This window comes from Brevundimonas sp., assembly GCF_013912005.1.
GTDB lineage: Bacteria > Pseudomonadota > Alphaproteobacteria > Caulobacterales > Caulobacteraceae > Brevundimonas.
The window spans coordinates 59,109-76,163 of record NZ_JACESB010000008.1 but is presented as its reverse complement, the minus strand read 5'-3'; the positions used below and the strand labels follow the sequence as shown (position 1 = coordinate 76,163).

19 protein-coding genes are annotated in these 17,055 nt (G+C 71.0%); 7 read left to right on the top strand and 12 right to left on the bottom strand.

All coding sequences use genetic code 11. The features are described 5' to 3' along the window. Positions 1 to 486 carry a peroxiredoxin gene (locus H2038_RS07895; RefSeq protein ID WP_292111316.1) on the bottom strand — a complete coding sequence of 162 codons (486 nt, stop codon included), beginning with the start codon at positions 484 to 486 and terminating at the stop codon, positions 1 to 3. A 117-nt stretch (positions 487 to 603) separates the two neighbouring features. Here H2038_RS07895 and H2038_RS07890 point away from each other — a divergent pair, with 117 nt between their 5' ends. Beyond that, positions 604 to 1,173, top strand: coding sequence for a YqgE/AlgH family protein (locus tag H2038_RS07890; protein WP_292111314.1), 570 nt, complete (start codon positions 604 to 606; stop codon positions 1,171 to 1,173). Here the strand turns inward: H2038_RS07890 and H2038_RS07885 are convergent. The 11 genes from H2038_RS07885 to coxB form a co-directional block, all read right to left on the bottom strand. Beyond that, positions 1,170 to 2,846, bottom strand: coding sequence for a bifunctional diguanylate cyclase/phosphodiesterase (locus tag H2038_RS07885; RefSeq protein ID WP_292111312.1), 1,677 nt, complete (start codon positions 2,844 to 2,846; stop codon positions 1,170 to 1,172). The two genes, H2038_RS07890 and H2038_RS07885, sit on opposite strands and share 4 nt — an antisense overlap. Positions 2,847 to 2,872: 26 nt before the next feature. Further along, positions 2,873 to 3,463 (bottom strand): GNAT family protein, encoded by a 591-nt coding sequence (locus tag H2038_RS07880; RefSeq protein WP_292111310.1) that lies wholly within the window; start codon positions 3,461 to 3,463, stop codon positions 2,873 to 2,875. 12 nt (positions 3,464 to 3,475) lie between these two features. Beyond that, on the bottom strand, positions 3,476 to 4,687 hold the full coding sequence (locus H2038_RS07875; RefSeq protein WP_292111308.1) for a pitrilysin family protein: 1,212 nt from the start codon (positions 4,685 to 4,687) through the stop codon (positions 3,476 to 3,478). A gap of 50 nt (positions 4,688 to 4,737) precedes the next feature. Then, positions 4,738 to 5,472 carry an SURF1 family protein gene (locus H2038_RS07870; protein WP_292111306.1) on the bottom strand — a complete coding sequence of 245 codons (735 nt, stop codon included), beginning with the start codon at positions 5,470 to 5,472 and terminating at the stop codon, positions 4,738 to 4,740. Then, complete coding sequence (locus H2038_RS07865) at positions 5,465 to 5,845, bottom strand: DUF983 domain-containing protein (protein ID WP_292111304.1); 381 nt, start codon at positions 5,843 to 5,845, stop codon at positions 5,465 to 5,467. Before H2038_RS07865 ends, H2038_RS07870 begins: the two co-directional genes overlap by 8 nt. Continuing rightward, complete coding sequence (locus H2038_RS07860; protein ID WP_292111301.1) at positions 5,842 to 6,750, bottom strand: cytochrome c oxidase subunit 3; 909 nt, start codon at positions 6,748 to 6,750, stop codon at positions 5,842 to 5,844. The genes H2038_RS07865 and H2038_RS07860 overlap by 4 nt, the downstream gene beginning before the upstream one ends. Positions 6,751 to 6,797: 47 nt before the next feature. Then, positions 6,798 to 7,361 (bottom strand): cytochrome c oxidase assembly protein, encoded by a 564-nt coding sequence (locus tag H2038_RS07855; protein WP_292111299.1) that lies wholly within the window; start codon positions 7,359 to 7,361, stop codon positions 6,798 to 6,800. After that, a complete protein-coding gene (locus tag H2038_RS07850) occupies positions 7,358 to 7,543 on the bottom strand; it encodes a hypothetical protein (RefSeq protein WP_292111297.1) in 186 nt (61 codons plus the stop codon). Before H2038_RS07850 ends, H2038_RS07855 begins: the two co-directional genes overlap by 4 nt. A gap of 4 nt (positions 7,544 to 7,547) precedes the next feature. Then, a complete protein-coding gene (gene cyoE / locus H2038_RS07845; RefSeq protein ID WP_292111295.1) occupies positions 7,548 to 8,513 on the bottom strand; it encodes a heme o synthase in 966 nt (321 codons plus the stop codon). A 73-nt stretch (positions 8,514 to 8,586) separates the two neighbouring features. After that, positions 8,587 to 10,251 carry a cytochrome c oxidase subunit I gene (gene ctaD, locus H2038_RS07840; protein WP_292111293.1) on the bottom strand — a complete coding sequence of 555 codons (1,665 nt, stop codon included), beginning with the start codon at positions 10,249 to 10,251 and terminating at the stop codon, positions 8,587 to 8,589. Between the two features lie 25 nt (positions 10,252 to 10,276). After that, positions 10,277 to 11,311: a cytochrome c oxidase subunit II gene (gene coxB, locus H2038_RS07835; RefSeq protein WP_292111291.1), complete on the bottom strand. Its 1,035-nt coding sequence runs from the start codon at positions 11,309 to 11,311 to the stop codon at positions 10,277 to 10,279. 245 nt (positions 11,312 to 11,556) lie between these two features. Here coxB and H2038_RS07830 point away from each other — a divergent pair, with 245 nt between their 5' ends. From H2038_RS07830 to H2038_RS07805, 6 genes are all read left to right on the top strand, one after another. Beyond that, positions 11,557 to 11,922, top strand: coding sequence for a PadR family transcriptional regulator (locus H2038_RS07830; RefSeq protein ID WP_292111289.1), 366 nt, complete (start codon positions 11,557 to 11,559; stop codon positions 11,920 to 11,922). Continuing rightward, positions 11,919 to 12,497, top strand: coding sequence for a DUF1700 domain-containing protein (locus H2038_RS07825; protein ID WP_292111287.1), 579 nt, complete (start codon positions 11,919 to 11,921; stop codon positions 12,495 to 12,497). Before H2038_RS07830 ends, H2038_RS07825 begins: the two co-directional genes overlap by 4 nt. 13 nt (positions 12,498 to 12,510) lie before the next feature. Beyond that, complete coding sequence (locus H2038_RS07820) at positions 12,511 to 12,912, top strand: hypothetical protein (RefSeq protein WP_292111285.1); 402 nt, start codon at positions 12,511 to 12,513, stop codon at positions 12,910 to 12,912. Between the two features lie 21 nt (positions 12,913 to 12,933). Beyond that, positions 12,934 to 13,290 (top strand): DUF2807 domain-containing protein, encoded by a 357-nt coding sequence (locus tag H2038_RS07815; protein WP_292111283.1) that lies wholly within the window; start codon positions 12,934 to 12,936, stop codon positions 13,288 to 13,290. Between the two features lie 38 nt (positions 13,291 to 13,328). After that, the gene (gene tldD, locus H2038_RS07810; protein ID WP_292111281.1) at positions 13,329 to 14,759 is read left to right on the top strand and encodes a metalloprotease TldD; all 1,431 of its coding nucleotides are present in this window, start codon (positions 13,329 to 13,331) and stop codon (positions 14,757 to 14,759) included. A gap of 161 nt (positions 14,760 to 14,920) precedes the next feature. After that, on the top strand, positions 14,921 to 16,966 hold the full coding sequence (locus H2038_RS07805; protein ID WP_292111280.1) for a TonB-dependent siderophore receptor: 2,046 nt from the start codon (positions 14,921 to 14,923) through the stop codon (positions 16,964 to 16,966). Positions 16,967 to 17,055 lie beyond the last annotated feature (89 nt).

Here is a 17,055-nt window from a genome sequence, read left to right as displayed (position 1 = left end):
CTAGAGCTGGGTCAGCAGGTGTTCGGCGGACGACACCTTGTACTCGCCCGGCTGCTCGACGTTCAGCTGCTCGACCACGCCGTCGCGGATCAGCATCGAGTAGCGCTGCGAGCGCTCGCCCATGCCGAAGCCCTTGGCGTCCATCGACAGGCCGAGGGCGCGGGTGAAGTCGCCGTTGCCGTCGCCGAGCATCAGGATGTCGTCCTTGCCGACGCCCTGGCTGTCGGCCCAGGCGCCCATGACGAAGGCGTCGTTGACCGAGACGCAGGCGATCGCGTCGACGCCCTTCGCCTTCAGCGTCTCGCGGGCGTCCTTGAAGCCCGGGAGGTGCCGGGCCGAGCAGGTCGGGGTGAAGGCGCCCGGCACGGCGAACAGGGCGACGGTGCGGCCCTTGAAGACCTCGTCGGTGGAGACCGGCTTCGGTCCCTCGTCGGTGGCGCGCGTCAGCGTGGCGGAGGGGATGCGGTCGCCGATCTTCACGGTCATGGAAGGCTCTCCGGATGGGGCTGCGGGATGGGTCCCGCCGCCCAGATAGGGCCTGCGGCGAAACTCGCCAACCTCGCGCGACTTGCGCCTGCGCCGCCGGCTCCCGATGATAGAAGGATGGACCACTTCCAATCCCTGGCCGGGCGCCTGCTGGTGGCGATGCCGGGCATCGGCGACCCCCGCTTCGAGCATGCGGTGATCCTGATCTGCGCCCACGGGCCGGATCACGCCATGGGGCTGCGCCTCGACCGGCCCGCGCCGGGCGTCGACCTGAAGATGGTGCTGACCAAGCTGGAGACGCCCGCGCCCGATGCGGCGGCGGAGCGTCCGGTGCTGGTCGGGGGGCCGGTCGAGCGGGAACGGGGCTTCGTGCTGCACACCGACGACTGGATGGCGGCGGACGCCTCGGCCCTGATCGGCGACGGGCTGGCGATGACCGGCACGCGCGAGGCGCTGGCGGCCATGGTCGATCCGGCGGCGGGGCCGCGGCGGTCGGTGCTGCTGCTGGGCTACGCCGGCTGGGGCGAGGGTCAGCTGGAGGAGGAGCTCGGCGAAAACGTCTGGCTCACCGCCGACGCCGACGCCGATCTGGTCTTCGACCCCGACTACGAGGCCAAGTGGGCGCGCGCCCTAGCCACCCTGGGCATCGACCCGGGACGGCTGTCGGGCCAGGCGGGCCGCGCCTAGGCGCTCTGGCCCGAGCGCGCCTTGATCGGGGCCGAGCCGTCGGCGAGGGACTCGTTGAGGTAGACCTCGGCGCCCTGGGCGGGCAGCGGCTGGGCGTAGCCGAAGCCCTGGCCGTAGTGGCACTGGGCCTGCAGCAGGAGCTTGGCCAAGGTGGCGTTCTCGACCCCCTCGGCGACGACTTCGAGCGACAGGTCGCGGCCCAGGTTGACGACCGAGCGGACGATCTTGGCCGAGCCCTCGTCCTTGTCCATCGTGAGCACGAAGTAGCGGTCGATCTTCAGGGTGTCGAACGGCAGGCGGGCGAGGTAGCTGAGCGACGAGAAGCCGGTGCCGAAGTCGTCCAGCGCCAGCGAGGCCCCGGCCTCGCGGAGCTCCTTCAGGATGGCGGCGGCGCGCGTGGTGTCGCGCATGATGTCGCTCTCGGTGACCTCGAGCTTGAGCGCGCCGCGCGGCAGCCCGGTCTCGGAGATGATCCGGGCCACGTCGGCGACCAGGCCGGGCCGCTCGATCTCGCCCACCGACAGGTTGACGCTGCAGAACAGCTTGCCGGCGCCGGGGTGGCGGCGCAGCCACTCGGCGAGCTGGCGGGCCGACTGGGTCATCATCAGCAGGCCCAGCTCGTTCATCAGCCCCATCTCGTCGGCGAGGCCGAGGAACTCGTCGGGGGGCACGAGGCCGCGGCGCGGGTGACGCCAGCGGGCCAGGGCCTCGAAGCCGGCGACCGCGCCGGTGTCGAGGTTGACGATGGGCTGGTAGAAGGGCTCGATCTCGCCGCGCACGAAGGCGTTGCGCAGGTCGGACTCCAGCGCCAGCCGCGAGAGGCTGTCGCTTTCGAGGGCGCGGCCGTAGGCGGCCACCCCGCCGCGGCCGGCGGACTTGGCGTGCTCGACCGCCAGCTCGACGCGGCGCAGCAGTTCGGCGGCGTCGGGCGCGTCCGGACCGCCCTCGACGGCGACGGCGCCGATCGACACGGTCGGATAGATATCGAAGCCGGCGATGCGCAGCGGCTGCTCCAGCGCCTCGCGCACCCGCTCGGAGGCGGCGGTGGCGCCGCGCGGCACGATGATGGCGAACTCGTCCTCGCCGACGCGGGCGGCGGCGGCGTCCTGGGCGAAGGCGGCGTTCAGGCGGGAGCCGAGCGCCGACAGCACCAGATCGGCGCGCTCGTGGCCCAACGCCTCGTTCAGCCGGCGCAGGCGGTCGACGTCGGCCGCCACCAGTTCGTACTCGCCCGGCTGGGTGAGGGCGTCGGCGGCGCGGCTGATGAAGGTGCGGCGATCGAGAAGCCCCGTCAGCTGGTCCCGCTCGCAGGCCGAGAAACGCTTCTCCAGCGCCGCCACTCCGGCGGCGCGCAGCCCGTCCTCCAGCCAGACGCCGCGCCAGATGCAGGTCTCGGAATCGCGCATGCGCAGGCGGACGGCGACCTCGGTCCCCTCCTCCTGCGGCTTGAGGATCTTCTCGGCGAGGGCGCGGTCCTGGGGCACGGCGACCGCGGCGAAGGCGGCCCCGGAGCACTCCGGCGCGAGCGGGCCGAGCCCGAGGGCGCGGGTCGCGCCGGTGAAGCGCATCTGGTCCTGGGCCGGGGTCCAGATCCACAGGGCGGTGTCCGCAGCGGCCAGCGCCTCGATGGCGGTCGTCGCGTCCCAGGCCAGACTTCTGGAGCGATTGTTCAAACGCCTACGGATCCCCGGTGAACGGCTCAGCCGTCGCAGCCGGCCCCGTCGTTCACGCGGCCGAACAACAGATGATCTGCCCAAGCGCCGTTAATTTTGAGATAAGCCCGGGCCTGCCCCTCCAGCTCGAAGCCAGCCTTCTCCAGCACGCGGCGGGAGGGCGTGTTGGCGGGGACGCAGGCCGCCTCGACCCGGTGCAGGCCGAGCTCGTCGAAGGCCCAGGCGGTCATGGCGCGGACCGCGGCGGTGGCGTGGCCGCGACCGGAGAACCGACGACCGATCCAGTAGCCGAGGGTGCCGGTTTCGGCGACGCCCCGGCGGACGTTGGAGAGGGTGATGGCGCCGACGAGGGCGCGGTCGGGCTCGCGGTAGACGAAGAAGGGCCAGGCGTGCCCCGCCTCCATCTCGCGGGCGTAGATGGTGAGTCGCCGCCGGAAGGCGGCCCGGGTCAGGTCGTCCTCGGGCCAGGTCGGCTCCCACGGCTGGAGGTAGGCGCGGGACTCGCCGCGCAAGGCGGCCCAGGCCTCGTGATCCGACGCCCGCGGCGGGCGGAGGACGACGCCCCGGCCGCGCACGACCGGACCGCTCGCCTCGCTGATCCAGTCGAGAAGGGCCATCGCCGCAGGATATCAGCCGAACAGGGCGCGGTGGAAGGCGGCGCCGGCCGGGCCGGCCGCGGCCGGGCCGAGCACGGCCGTGGCCGAGGTCCCGGCGGCCAGCGCCGCCCCGGCGGCGTCGCGCACGCTGGCGGGCGTCTGGGCGAGAATGCGGTCGGCGGCGACCTGCGAGGGGATGGGCGCGCCGAACAGGAGGGTCTGGGCCGCGGCCCGGCCGGCGCGGGCGGCGGGATTCTCGTCCGACATCCACAGGCCGGCGTTGAGCACCGCGGCGGCGCGGGCGACCTCCGCCTCCTTCGGACCGTGCTCGGCCAGGGCGCGCAACTCGTCGGCGCAGACCCGCGCCAGCTCGACGGCCCGCTCGGCGGCGGCCCCGGCGTAGATGCCGAGCACGCCGGCGTCCTCATAGGGCTCGTGCCAGGCGTCGATGGCGTAGGCCAGGCCGCGGGCCTCGCGCGCGCTCTGGAACAGGCGCGAGGCCATGCCGCCGCCGAGGATCTCCGCCAGCATGCGGGCGGCGGCGTAGGTCGGCTCGACCGCCGAGGCCGACGGGAGCTGGAACACGAGGTTGGCCTGTTCGATCCGGCGCGTCAGCCGGTCGGCGCCGCCGGTGAAGCGGGCGGCGGCCGGGGCGTCCGCAGGGATCGCGGCCTCGCCGCCGAACCAGCGCCCGGCCAGCGTCAGCAGCTCGTCCTCGTCCACCGCGCCGGCGGCGGCGACGACCATGCGGTCAGGGGCGTAGAGGCGGGCGCGCCAGGCGGCGATGCTCGCCCGGTCGATGGGGGCCAGGCTGGCGACGGAGCCGAGGATCGGTCGTCCGAGCGGCTGGTCTGCGAAAGCGCGGGTCTGCGCCATTTCGAACACGTGGTCGTCCGGGGTGTCGAAGGCCTCGGCGATCTCCTGGGCGACGACGTCCTTCTCGCGCTCGATCTCCGCCGGATCGAGCGTCGGGCGGAAGACGAGGTCGGAGAGGACCTGCATGGACAGAGGCAGCGTGCCCGCCAGGCCGCGAACCTCGAAGCTGGTGCGCTCGTAGCCGGTGGCGGCGTTGATCGAGCCCCCCTGCCCCTCGATGCGCTCCACGATCTCGCGCGCGCCCATGTCGCCCGCCCCCTTGAACACCAGATGCTCGAGGCAGTGCGACCAACCCGAGGTCGCCTCCGTCTCCCAGCGCGCGCCGCCGCGCACCGTGACCGTCAGAGCCAGGGTGCGCAGGCCCGGCATGGGGTCGCAGACGACGCGGACGCCGTTGGGCAGGGTGTGGAGGCGGGCGGTCAGGACGGTTCCTTGTCCCCGGGGCGGGAGGGGCCGGACATGCGCCGGCGGAGCAGGGCGATGTAGAAACCGACGAGGGCGAGCGCCAGTCCGAACCAGGTCAGGGCGTAGCCGAGGTGGTTGTTGGAGAAGGCCGGCGGCGGGGCGGAGGGCTGCAGGGCGGCCCAGTCGGGATTGGTCGACGCGAGGGCGAAGGCGGTCCACGGCGACACCGGACCCTCGACCCCGAGCGCGCGGGCCATGGCGGCGTTGTCGCGCACGTAGAAGCGGTCGTCCTGGGCGGCCAGCGCCATGGGGCCGGGGGCGGGGGTGGCGCGGATCTCGGCCACGACGCGCAGGGGCGTGGACGAGGGCGCGACCGGGGGACGCGCCGAAATCCCGTCCGCGACGAAGCCCCGGTCGACGAGGACCACGCGGTCCAGTCCGGGGTCGCGGCAGGCGGAGATCAGGCGAACCCCGGCCTGGCCGTCGTGGATGCTCTGCAGCTCCACCCAGGGGGCGGTGGCGAGGCCGGGACAGGTCAGTTCGACCTTGCGGAACTCGGGCCGGGCGGCGGCGAACACCCGGGCGGCGGGAGCGACGGGCTCCTCGGCGGCGGCGTCGGCGGCGGCGATCAGCCCCGCCTTCCATTGCATCCGCTGCACCTGCCAGACGCCGAGCGCGAGCAGCACGGCGCACAGGCCGGCGCAGAGGACGGTCAGGATCCAGGGGAAGCGGCGGGGCAGCTCAGTCACCGGACCGGGACTCGCGCATCTGCAGGGCGATCATCAGGCCCTTGGCGGGCCGCATCAGGGCGAACGAGAGGCCGGCCACCAGCGGCAGGGCGCCCGCCGCCACCGCCCAGACCGGCGGCGCCCAGGCCAGCTGGATGAACAGGGCCCCGAACACGACCGGGGCCCCGGCGGCCTGCATGACGAAGACCGCCGCGCCGTCGCCGGTGTTCAGGCGGCGGAAGTCGTAGCCGCAGACCTCGCACGCCTCGACCACCTTCAGGAAGCCGGCGAACAGCCGCCCGCGACCGCAGTGCGGGCAGCGGCAAAGCAGACCGGCGCGGATCGGGTCGATCCGCGCCGGCTGGCCGTATGAAGCTGTCGGGCCCTCGGTCAACCGAAGGTGACGTAGACGAAGGCGAAGAGGAACAGCCAGACCACGTCCACGAAGTGCCAGTACCAGGCCGCCGCCTCGAAGCCGAAATGCTTCTCCGGGGTGAAGTGGCCGGCCAGCAGACGCAGCAGGCAGACGATCAGGAAGATGGTCCCGACCAGCACGTGGAAACCGTGGAAGCCGGTGGCCATGAAGAAGATCGAACCGTAGAGGCCCGCGCCCGCCGCTTCCTCGTTGAAGAACAGGTTCTCGTGGATGATGTGCTGGTACTCGTAGGCCTGCACCGCGGTGAACAGCACGCCCAGGGCGATGGTGATGGCGAGGCCGATCTTCGTCGCATTGCGGTCGCCGTTGGCCAGGGCGTGGTGGGCCCAGGTGACGGTGGTGCCGGACAGCAGCAGGATCACGGTGTTGAGCAGCGGCAGCTGCCAGGCGTCGAGGGTCTCGACCCCTTCCGGCGGCCAGGTCGACCACTTGGCGGCGGTGTCGGCCCAGGCGCCGATCTCGGGAATGTGGGTCCGCGCCTCGTTGAAGATGCTCATCTCGAAGAACATCCAGAAGAAGGCGGCGAAGAACATCACCTCGGAGGCGATGAACAGGATCATGCCGTAGCGCAGGCCGAGCGAGACGACCGGGGTGTGGTCGCCCTTGCGGCTTTCCTTGATCACGTCCGACCACCAGCCGAACATCGACACCAGCACGCCGGCGAGCCCGAGGAAGAACAGGGCCTTGTCGCCCTTGGTCAGCAGGGCGTCGGCCAGCGGACCGGCGCCTTCCGCCACGAGGCCCTTCATCCAGACCACGGCGCCGGTCAGCATGACCGCCGCGGCGGCCGAGGCGACCAGCGGCCAGGGGCTCGGATCGACGAGGTGGTAGTCGTGGTGAGGAGTCGCGTGGGCGTCGGCCATCGGGGTCTCTTGAACGGTCGAGAGTCGTGTGTGGGCTATAGCGCCCGCTATCCGGCCGCGCCAGAGGGCAGGGCGTCGTTTGCCGCCTGCTCGAAGCCGTCGCTGGGATAGAAGGTGTAGCTGAGGGTGATCTCCTGCACGCCGCGGCTCTCGCGGTCCGTGGCCAGCTCCGGGGCCACGAAGTACTGCACCGGGAAGCGCACGGTCTCGCCGGCGGCGATCTGCTGCTCCTCGAAGCAGAAGCACTGCAGCTTCTGGAAATAGGGGCCGGCGCGTTCCGGAACGACGTTGTAGCCGGCGCGGGCGGTGATCGGCCGGTCCGAGGTGTTGGTCACGTCGAAGAAGGCCATGCCGGTCTCGCCGATGCGGACGCGCTGGCTGACCTGCTCGGCCCGGAAGCGCATGGGCAGGTTGCGGACGTTGGTGTCGAAGCGAACCAGGACCGTCCGGTCCAGCTGGACCTCGGAGGCCTTGTCCGCGCGCATCACGGTGCCGTTGAAGCCGGTGACCTGGCAGAATAGCTGGTAGAGGGGCACGGCGGCGAAGGCCGCGCCGGTCATGAAGACGACGGTCCCGGCGCAGATCAGGGCGACGAGATGGGTGCGCTTCACCGGGCGGCCTCCGCCGGGGCGGCCGCGGCCGCCGCCTCCGCCGAGCGGGCCGCCGCGTCGCGGTTCCGCTGCAGGTTCAGGACGGTGATGGTGAACACCAGCACGATGAACACGACCAGGCCGCCGGCGATGGCGAGGTTGCGCTTCTTGCGGGCTTCGAGTTGTTCGGGGGTCAGGCGCATCGGATCAGGGGCTCAGGGTCCGGGTCAGGCTCTCGACCAGCAGGGCGGCGAAGATGGCCATCAGATAGAGGATCGAGAAGGCGAACAGGTTGCGGGCCGGTTTGGCCTCCGCGCGGACATCATACAATGCGGCCTCTCGCCCCACGGCCTCGGCCTTGTCCGGCTCGTCGCCGGCGCGGGAGCGCCAGACCCGGAAGGCCAGGGCGAGGAAGCCGGCGCCGCCGGCGGCGGAGACCACCAGATAGCCGGGCCCGCCGAGGCCGAGCAGGCCGGGGGCGATCGCCACCGGCACGAGCACGAGGCTGTAGAGCCAGATCTGCAGCCGGGTGCTGCGGGCGCCGCGCGCGACCGGCATCATCGGGATGCCGGCGCGGGCGTAGTCCCCGGCCGAGTAGAGGGCCAGGGCCCAGCTGTGCGGCGGGGTCCACAGGAAGATGATCAGGAACAGCAGCCACGCCTGCCACGGCGCCTCGCCGGTGGCGGCGGCCCAGCCGATCACCGGCGGCAGGGCGCCCGCGGCCCCGCCGATGACGATGTTCTGGGGCGTCCGCCGCTTGAGCAGCAGGGTGTAGAAGACCGCATAGTAGAGGATGGTCAGCAGCAGCAGGCCGCCGGCCAGCCAGTTGGCGGTCATCCCGAGCAGCATCACCGAGAAGATCGACAGCAGCACGCCGAAGGCCATGGCGTCGTTCTTGCGCACCCGGCCGGCGGCGACCGGCCGGCCGCGGGTGCGGCGCATCAGGGCGTCGGTCTCGCCCTCCAGCGCCATGTTCAGCGCGCCGGCCGCCCCCGCGCCGACGGCGATGCACAGCACGGCGATGGCCGACGAGACCGCGTCGAGGTCCCCGCCCGCGACCACCAGGCCGGTGACCGCCGTGAAGATCACCAGCGACATCACGCGCGGCTTCAGCAGCTGGAAGAAGTCTTCCGGCTGGGCCGTGGAGATGGCGGGGGCGAGAGGGTCGGACATCAGGTCTCCAACGGCTGAGGGCCGCCCCCGGGCAGGAGCGGCCCCCGACGATTCTGCCGGACCGGCCGGACGATCAGTGTTCGTCGCGCTTGATCACCGGCAGTTCGTTGAACTGGTGGTGCGGCGGCGGCGAGGACAGGGTCCACTCCAGGGTGGTGGCGCCTTCGCCCCACGGGTTGGCCACGCCCTTGCGGCGACGCACGGCCGCCTCGAGCAGGACCACCAGGAAGATGACCACGCCGACGACGGTGATCGCATAGCCGACCGAGGAGACGTGGTTCCACAGGGTGTAGGCGTCCGGATAGTCGACGTAGCGCCGCGGCATGCCCTGCAGGCCGAGGAAGTGCTGCGGGAAGAAGATCACGTTCACGCCGACGAACATGACCCAGAAGTGCAGCGCGCCGAGGAACTCGTTGTACTTCACCCCGAACATCTTCTCGAACCAGTAGTAGAAGCCCGCGAAGATCGAGAACACGGCGCCCAGAGACAGCACGTAGTGGAAGTGGGCGACCACGTAGTAGGTGTCGTGCAGGCTGTAGTCGATGCCGGCGTTGGCGAGCACCACGCCGGTGACGCCGCCGACGGTGAACAGGAAGATGAAGCCCATCGCCCACAGCATCGGCGTCTTGAAGCTGATGGAGCCGCCCCACATGGTGGCGATCCAGCTGAAGATCTTCACCCCGGTGGGGACGGCGATGATCATCGTCGCGGCCACGAAGTAGGCGCGCAGGTTGATGCTCATGCCCACGGTGTACATGTGGTGCGCCCACACGATGAAGCCGATGAAGCCGATGGCGACCATGGCGTAGGCCATCGCGAGGTAGCCGAAGATCGGCTTGCGCGAGAAGGTCGAGACGATGTGCGAGATCATGCCGAAGCCCGGCAGGATCATGATGTAGACCTCGGGGTGGCCGAAGAACCAGAACAGGTGCTGGTACATCACCGGGTCGCCGCCGCCGGCCGGATTGAAGAAGCTGGTGCCGAAGTTGCGGTCGGCCAGCAGCATGGTGATGGCGCCGGCCAGGACCGGCAGCGACAGCAGCAGCAGGAAGGCCGTGATCAGCACGCCCCAGGCGAACAGCGGCATGCGGTGCAGGGTCATGCCCGGCGCGCGCATGTTGAAGATGGTGGTGATGAAGTTGATCGCGCCGAGGATCGACGAGGCGCCGGCGATGTGCAGCGAGAAGATCGCCAGATCGAAGGCGGGACCCGTGTGGCCCATGGTCGAGAGCGGCGGATAGGCCGTCCAGCCGCCGCCGAAGCCGCGGCCCGGGCCGCCGTCGACGAACATCGACAGCACCAGCAGGACGAAGGCGAAGAACAGCAGCCAGAAGGAGATGTTGTTCATGCGCGGGAAGGCCATGTCCGGCGCCCCGATCATGATCGGCGTGAAGTAGTTGGCGAAGCCGCCCATGGTGGCCGGCATGACCACGAAGAACACCATGATCAGGGCGTGCGCCGTGACCGTGACGTTGTAGCCGTGCTTCGACGCCTCGACGATGCCGAGCTGCTGGATGATCGAGCCTTCGCGGAACAGCTGGATGCCCGGCTCCGCCAGCTCCCAGCGGATCAGGCCGGACAGCGCGCCGCCCACCAGTCCGGTGAAGATGGCGAACACCAGGTACAGCATCCCGATGTCCTTGTGGTTCGTCGACAGGAACCAGCGGGTGAAGAAGCCCGGCTTGTGGTCGTGATGACCATCGTGGTCGTGGGCGAGGTTCTGGGCTGCGGTGGCCATGGTCTCTGGGCTCTCGCGGATCGTATTACTGGGCCGCCGGGGCGGCGGCGGTGTCGGGGACGGCGGGGGCCGAGGCGGCGGACGGCGAGCTGTCGAGCGCGCCGGTGTCGGCCGGGGGCTGGCCGGCGGGCGCGCCCGCGGCCGGCTGCATGGCGTCCGAGGCGACGTTGCGCGCGCCCTGGCCTTCCGTGCCGGCGGCCACCTGGGCCGCCGTGCCGCCCGGCGCGGCGGCGGCGGGGGTCATCGAGCCGCCCTTGGACGCCACCCAGGCCTCGAATTCCGCCTGGGTCACGACGTTGATCTGGATCGGCATGAAGGCGTGGTCGACGCCGCACAGCTCCGAGCACTGGCCATAGAAGACCCCGGTGCGGTCGGCGCGGAACCAGGTCTCGTTCACCCGGCCCGGGACCGCGTCGATCTTCAGGCCGAAGGCCGGCAGGGCGAAGGCGTGCAGCACGTCGGCGGCCGTGACGAGGACGCGCACGGTCTTGCCGACCGGCACGACGATCGGCTCGTCGGCGGCGAGGCGGTAGGGAACGTTCCGAGCCCGCGCCTCGTCCTCCGGCAGCATGTTGGAGACGTATTCGGCGATGCCCTGGTCCGGATACTCATAGGCCCAGTTCCACTGGTTGCCGGTCGCCTTCACGGTGAGGTCGGGCGTCGGCATGTCGTGGTAGGCGAACAGCAGGCGGAACGAGAACAGCGAGATGAACACCAGGATCAGGACCGGGACGACCGTCCAGATCACCTCGATCAGGGTGTTGTGGCTCCAGCGGGCCGGCGTCGGGTTGGACTTCTTGTTGTAGCGGATCACGATCCAGATCAGCAGGCCGAGCACCAGCAGGCAGATCGCCGTGATGATCGGCATCAGGACGAAGTCGTGGAACTGGTGCGCCTCGACCTTCAGCGGCGAGGCCGCCGGCTGAAGCCCCAGACCGCCCGGCGTCGGCTGACCGACCAGGTCGCCCGCCGCCCAGGCCGGCGCGGCCGAGAAGAGGGCCAGGCCCAGCGCGGTCAGACCGCCGCCGACAGTGGCCCGGGCCCGCGTGCCCATCCCCATGCGAGACATCCTCATCCTAATCCCGTTTCGTCGCAGGCGCTTGCGATCCAATCGCAAGCAGCCGCCGGGACCTGCGCCCGCGGCGGTTCTTCGGCCGGTCCATATCGCCCCCTCCCGCGCTTGCCAAGCGATAGAGCGCAGCCGCGACGAAAGGGCCCCGGATTAAATCCATTTCATGTTTCGCAAGCTACCTTGCGGCACAAGATACCTTGCGATAGCCTGGGTTCATCAAGGGAGACGTTGATGTGCCTGAAACCATAGAGATCCAGCTCAAGAAGGGGGTGCTGACGCTGTGCGTCCTCGCCCTCCTCGACCGGGGCGACAGCTATGCCTACGAGATCGCCTCCACCCTGTCCGACGCCATCGATATGGGCGAGGGCACCATCTATCCGCTGATGCGGCGGATGCAGACCGACGGCCTGGTCGAGACCTATCTGGTCGAATCGCCCTCGGGGCCGTCGCGCAAATACTATCGCCTCACCGACGCCGGTCGGCGGGCCCTTCTGGCCCAGACCGCCGAGTGGCGCGCCTTCGCCCGCGCCGTCGACGCCATCGTGGATGCGCCCGCCGACCCGGCCGGCGCCTCCGCCCAGCAAGGAGCTGAACAATGACCCGCGCCGAATTCATGGCCCGGCTGAAGCAGGGGCTGGTGGGCCTGCCCATGACCGCCGCCGCGGAGATCGCCGCCGACTACGAGACGCACTTCGAGGACGGCGCCGCCGCCGGCCGGTCCGAGGCCGAGATCGCGGCCGCGCTGGGCGATCCGTCGCGGCTGGCGCGCGAACTGCGCGCCGAGGCCGGCGCCCGGCGCTGGGGCCAGGAGCAGACCGCCTCGTCGGCGGCCGGGGCGATCTTCGCCATCCTAGGCCTCGGGGCCATCGACATCCTGATCCTGCTGCCGATCGTGCTGCCGGTGTTCGGGACGATGCTGGCCATGCTGCTGACCGGCGTGGGCGTGTTCATCGCCGGCGGCTTCGTGCTCGCCGTCGGGCCGTTCGTCGGCGCCCCGGGCGGCGTCTTCGGCGCCGTGCTGCTCGGCGTCGGGCTGATGGGCCTCGGCCTGTTCATGGGCGGCCTGTTCGCCCTGCTGACCAAGTGGCTGATCGACGCGACCATCTGGTACGCGCGCCTCCACTACCGGGTGCTGAAGCCGGCGCTCGAGCCCCAACCCGCCATCCAGGCCTGAGGGAGGACCTGACATGATCCGCAATCTTCTGATCATCACCGGCGTCGGCCTGTTCCTGGCCATCGTCGGCATCGGCGGCGCCGTGGCGCTGGGCGGCCGGGACCTGGCCCGGCACGAATGGACCTGGGTCGTGAGCGAGGGCCCGATGGGCGATTCGGACCTGCGCCTGCAGCGCGGCCGCGTCGAGCCCGACGCGACCCGCACCCTGGCCTGGGACGGCGCCGAGCGCCTGTCGGTGGACGTGCCGGCCGAAGTGACCTTCGTCCAGGGCGACCAGGCGAGCGTCCGCCTGACCGGCCCCCGGTCGGTGGTCGACCGGGTGCGCTTCGAAAACGGACGGCTGACGCTGCACGACGTCGGCCACGACACCGAGCGGGGCTATATCCGCTGGAGCGCCAACGGCGTGCGGGTGTAGAGCGAGACCGAGTCCCTGCGGGTGGTGGTCACCGCCCCGGACGTGCGCGCCTTCGAGATGGTGGGCAGCGGCGACCTGTCGATCCGCGACTACGACCAGCCGGCCCTGGAGCTGACCGTCCACGGCTCCGGCGACATCGACGTCCACGGCCGCACCGACCTGCTGACCGTCGAGGTCAACGGCTCCGGCGACGTGGACCTGGACCGGCTGGTGACCACCGATGCGGCGATCACCATCCGCGGCTCCGGGGACGTGGTGGCGGGGCCGACCGGCTCGGCCCGGGTCGACGTGGCCGGCTCGGGCGACGTGACCCTGACCCGGCGGCCCGACCGTCTGAGCCAGACGATCGACGGCTCCGGCGACGTCGACGTTCCCTGACCCGTGACGCGGGGACGGTCAGCGCCTACCTAGAGGCCATGACCGTCCCCGTTTCTCCGCCCGCCATTCTCGACAGCGCCGACCTCGGCGCCGACGAGGCCCTCTCCCTCCTGCAGGGCGCCCTCGCCGGCGCCGACGACGGGGAGCTGTTTCTGGAGCGCTCGGAGTCCGAGGCGCTCCACTTCGACGACGGCCGGCTGAAGTCGGCGGCCTACGACGCCACCGAGGGCTTCGGCCTGCGGGTGGTGGCCGGCGAGACGGCCGGCTACGCCCACGCCAACGAGATCAGCGCCGCCGCCCTGCGCCGCGCGGCGGACAGCGCGGCCCTGGCGCGGGCCGGCCATGCGGGGACCGCCGCCGAGGCGCCGCCGTCCACCAACCGCAGCCTGTACGAGCCGGTCGACCCCCTCGCCTCCCCCGCCTTCTCCGACAAGATCGCCCTGCTGGCGGAGATCGACGCCTGGGCCCGGGCCCGCGATCCGCGGGTGGTGCAGGTGTCCGCCTCGCTGACCGGGGAGCGGCGGCAGATCGAGATCCTGCGCGGCGACGGCCGGCTGGCGCGCGACCTGCGGCCGCTGGTGCGGCTGAACGTGTCGGTCACGGTCGAGAAGGACGGCCGGCGGGAAAGCGCCTCCTCCGGGGCCGGGGGCCGCGCCGGATTCGAGACCTGGATCGCCCCGGAGCGCTGGCAGGCGCAGGTCGACGAGGCCCTGCGCCAGGCGCTGGTCAACCTCGAGGCCGTCGACTGCCCGGCCGGGGAGATGGACGTGGTGCTGGGCGCCGGCTGGCCCGGCGTCCTGCTGCACGAGGCGATCGGCCACGGCTTCGAGGGCGACTTCCATCGCAAGGGGTCGTCGGTGTTCACCGGCCGCATGGGCCAGCGCGTCGCCGCGCCGGGCGTGACGGTGGTCGACGACGGCTCGATCGCCGGTCGCCGCGGCTCGCTGACCATCGACGACGAGGGCACGCCGACCTCCCGCACCGTGCTGATCGAGGACGGGATCATGGTCGGCCTGATGCACGACCGGCTGTCCGCCCGTCAGCTGGGCGCGCGCGCCACCGGCAACGGCCGGCGGCAGTCCTTCGCCCACATGCCCATGCCGCGGATGACCAACACCTTCATGGAAGGCGGGCGGGACTCGAAAGCGGACATGATCGCCTCGACGAAGCGCGGGCTCTACGCGGCCAATTTCGGCGGCGGGCAGGTGGACATCACCAACGGCAAGTTCGTCTTCCAGTGCACCGAGGCCTATCTGATCGAGGACGGGAAGATCACCGCCCCGGTGCGGGGCGCGACCCTGATCGGAGACGGGGCCACGGCCCTGACGCGGATCGAGATGATCGGCGACGACTTCGCCTTCGACCCGGGCGTCGGCGTGTGCGGCAAGGCCGGCCAGGGCGTGCCGGTCGGCATCGGCCAGCCCAGTCTGAAGATGGGCGGACTGACGGTGGGCGGGACGGCGGTCTGAGGGCCCGGCCTGCAAAGAACGTCAAGTAACAGGGAAACGGGAACAGAAGACGCAGATTAATTCTGTGTAATCATGTCCGCGTTTTAATGCACCTGTCCCCCTTGTAACTGGAGACTGCCGCGACACGCCGCCACACCTCTCGACGACGAGGGGAGTACGCGATGACCAGAACGATTCTGCTGACGACATCGGCGCTGGCGCTGTCCGCCGGCTTCGCCGCCGCGCAGACGCCGGCCGCGCCGGCCGCGCCGGCTCCGCAGGCCGAGGCGGGGCAGCAGGGCGTCCTCGTCTTCGAACCCGCCTTCTTCGCCGACCAGCGGCCCAACACCGCCCTGGACATGGTCAACCGGATCCCGGGCTTCAGCGTCGTCGACGGCGACGGCAGTCGCGGCTTCGAGGGCTCGGTCGGCAATGTGCTGGTCAACGGATCGCGGCCGGCCTCCAAGAACGACACCGGTTCGGCGGTGCTGGGCCGGACCCTGGCCAGCCAGGTCGAGCGCATCGAGCTGATCCGCGGCGGCGCGCCGGGCATCGACATGCAGGGCTTCGCCGTGGTGGTGAACGTCATCACCCGGCGCGAATCGAGCCGGCAGTCGATCTTCACCGCCAACGCCACGCTGTTCGAGGGCGGGCAGGACATCTACGGCGGGAGCTACCAGTTCACCGCCCGCGAGGGGGAGACCACCTGGGGCGTCACCCTGAGCGACGGCATGTCGATGAGCGACGCCAACGGCGTCGGGCCGGTGGTGCGGCGCAACGGGTCGGGCGCGGTGATCCGGAGCGAGGACTACTGGAACGACCAGTACGGCGGCAGCACCTCGATCCGCGGCAACTACGCCACGCCCCTGTTCGGCGGCAAGATCGACCTGACGGCCCGCTACGGCGTCAACGACTTCCATTCGATCTCGCTGCAGACCAGCCCGACGGTGCGGCGCGAGAACCTGTTCGACGACGACGGGTCGAGCGGCGAGGTGGGCGTGGTCTACACCCGGCCGCTCAGCCCGCGGCTCAATCTGGAAACCCGCTTCATCCACCAGTTCAACGACTTCGAAGCCTCGTCGACCGGCCGGGATCGGGTGAACGGCGTCGACAGCCCCGAGCAGCGCTTCGTCTCGGAGGGGAACGCCTCGGAGACCATCTTCCGCAGCCTCGTCCGCTTCGAGCGGTCGCCGGCGCTGACCTTCGAGACCGGCGGCGAGGTCGCCTACAACATGCTGGAGACCCAGCAGGCGTTCACCCTGGGCGGAACGCCGGTGCCCCTGCCCTCGGCTTCGGTGAAGGTGGAGGAGCTGCGCGGCGAGGCCTTCGGCAAGGGCACCTGGCGGATCCGCGACGACCTGACCCTTGAGGGCGGCCTGCGCCTCGAGGCCTCGACCATCCGCCAGTCGGGCGACGCCGACCAGGAGAAGAGCTTCTTCTTCGCCAAGCCCCGCCTGCAGGCGACCTGGACGCCGATGCCGAACAACCAGTTCCGCTTCCGCTTCGAGCGCGAGCTGGGACAGCTCGACTTCGGCGACTTCGCGGCCTCCGCTGATCTCGACGACGGCAATGTGTTCGGCGGCAACGTGGACCTCGAGCCGGAGCAGCGCTGGATCAGCGAGATCACCTACGAGCGCCGCTTCTGGACCGACGGCATCGTCTCGATCGGCTACCGGCACGACGAGATCGTCGACGCCATCGACGTGATCCCGCTGGGCATGGGCCTGTCGGCGGTGGGCAACATCGGCGACGGAACCCTGGACCAGCTGGCGGTGAACATCCTCGTGCCGATGGACCGGTTCAGCTTCTCCGGCGGCAAGCTGGGCTTCCGCAACACCTGGAACCACACCGAGGTGACCGATCCGACGACCGGCGAAACGCGCGCGATCTCCGGCGTGCGGCCGTCGCAGCCGGTGTTCACCATCCAGCAGGACATCCCGTCGTGGAAGCTGCAATGGGGCGGCGCCTATATCGAGAGCCTGCACCAGTTCAGCTACGATCCGGACCAGACCTCGGGGTTCCGCGGCTCGGACTATGTGGAGCTGTGGGCCGAGTACAAGCCGACGCCGACCCTGTCGCTGCGGGCGCAGGTGAACATCTGGAACGACTTCGAGGTCGAGCGGACGGTCTACGCCGACCGCACCCCGGCCCGGCCGATCGCCTTCGTGGAGAGCCGCTACATCGATCCGCGGACCTTCTGGTCGCTGCGCCTGCGCAAGACCTTCTGACCGGGGCGCCGCGCTTGCGCCGCGGACCTGTCACGCTTGTAACTGGAGCCGCGCCCCGCCCCGCCGCATCCTTCGGCGACAGGGGAAGG

Excerpts from the sequence above, each read along its gene's own strand:
- H2038_RS07850 (WP_292111297.1), bottom strand. The coding sequence starts at position 7,543 with ATGCGCCTGACCCCCGAACAACTCGAAGCCCGCAAGAAGCGCAACCTC.
- H2038_RS07895 (WP_292111316.1), bottom strand. The coding sequence starts at position 486 with ATGACCGTGAAGATCGGCGACCGCATCCCCTCCGCCACGCTGACGCGC.
- ctaD (WP_292111293.1), bottom strand. The coding sequence starts at position 10,251 with ATGGCCACCGCAGCCCAGAACCTCGCCCACGACCACGATGGTCATCAC.
- H2038_RS07825 (WP_292111287.1), top strand. The coding sequence starts at position 11,919 with ATGACCCGCGCCGAATTCATGGCCCGGCTGAAGCAGGGGCTGGTGGGC.
- H2038_RS07880 (WP_292111310.1), bottom strand. The coding sequence starts at position 3,463 with ATGGCCCTTCTCGACTGGATCAGCGAGGCGAGCGGTCCGGTCGTGCGC.
- H2038_RS07860 (WP_292111301.1), bottom strand. The coding sequence starts at position 6,750 with ATGGCCGACGCCCACGCGACTCCTCACCACGACTACCACCTCGTCGAT.
- H2038_RS07805 (WP_292111280.1), top strand. The coding sequence starts at position 14,921 with ATGACCAGAACGATTCTGCTGACGACATCGGCGCTGGCGCTGTCCGCC.
- cyoE (WP_292111295.1), bottom strand. The coding sequence starts at position 8,513 with ATGTCCGACCCTCTCGCCCCCGCCATCTCCACGGCCCAGCCGGAAGAC.
- H2038_RS07875 (WP_292111308.1), bottom strand. The coding sequence starts at position 4,687 with ATGCCGGGCCTGCGCACCCTGGCTCTGACGGTCACGGTGCGCGGCGGC.
- tldD (WP_292111281.1), top strand. The coding sequence starts at position 13,329 with ATGACCGTCCCCGTTTCTCCGCCCGCCATTCTCGACAGCGCCGACCTC.
- coxB (WP_292111291.1), bottom strand. The coding sequence starts at position 11,311 with ATGGGGATGGGCACGCGGGCCCGGGCCACTGTCGGCGGCGGTCTGACC.
- H2038_RS07890 (WP_292111314.1), top strand. The coding sequence starts at position 604 with ATGGACCACTTCCAATCCCTGGCCGGGCGCCTGCTGGTGGCGATGCCG.
- H2038_RS07820 (WP_292111285.1), top strand. The coding sequence starts at position 12,511 with ATGATCCGCAATCTTCTGATCATCACCGGCGTCGGCCTGTTCCTGGCC.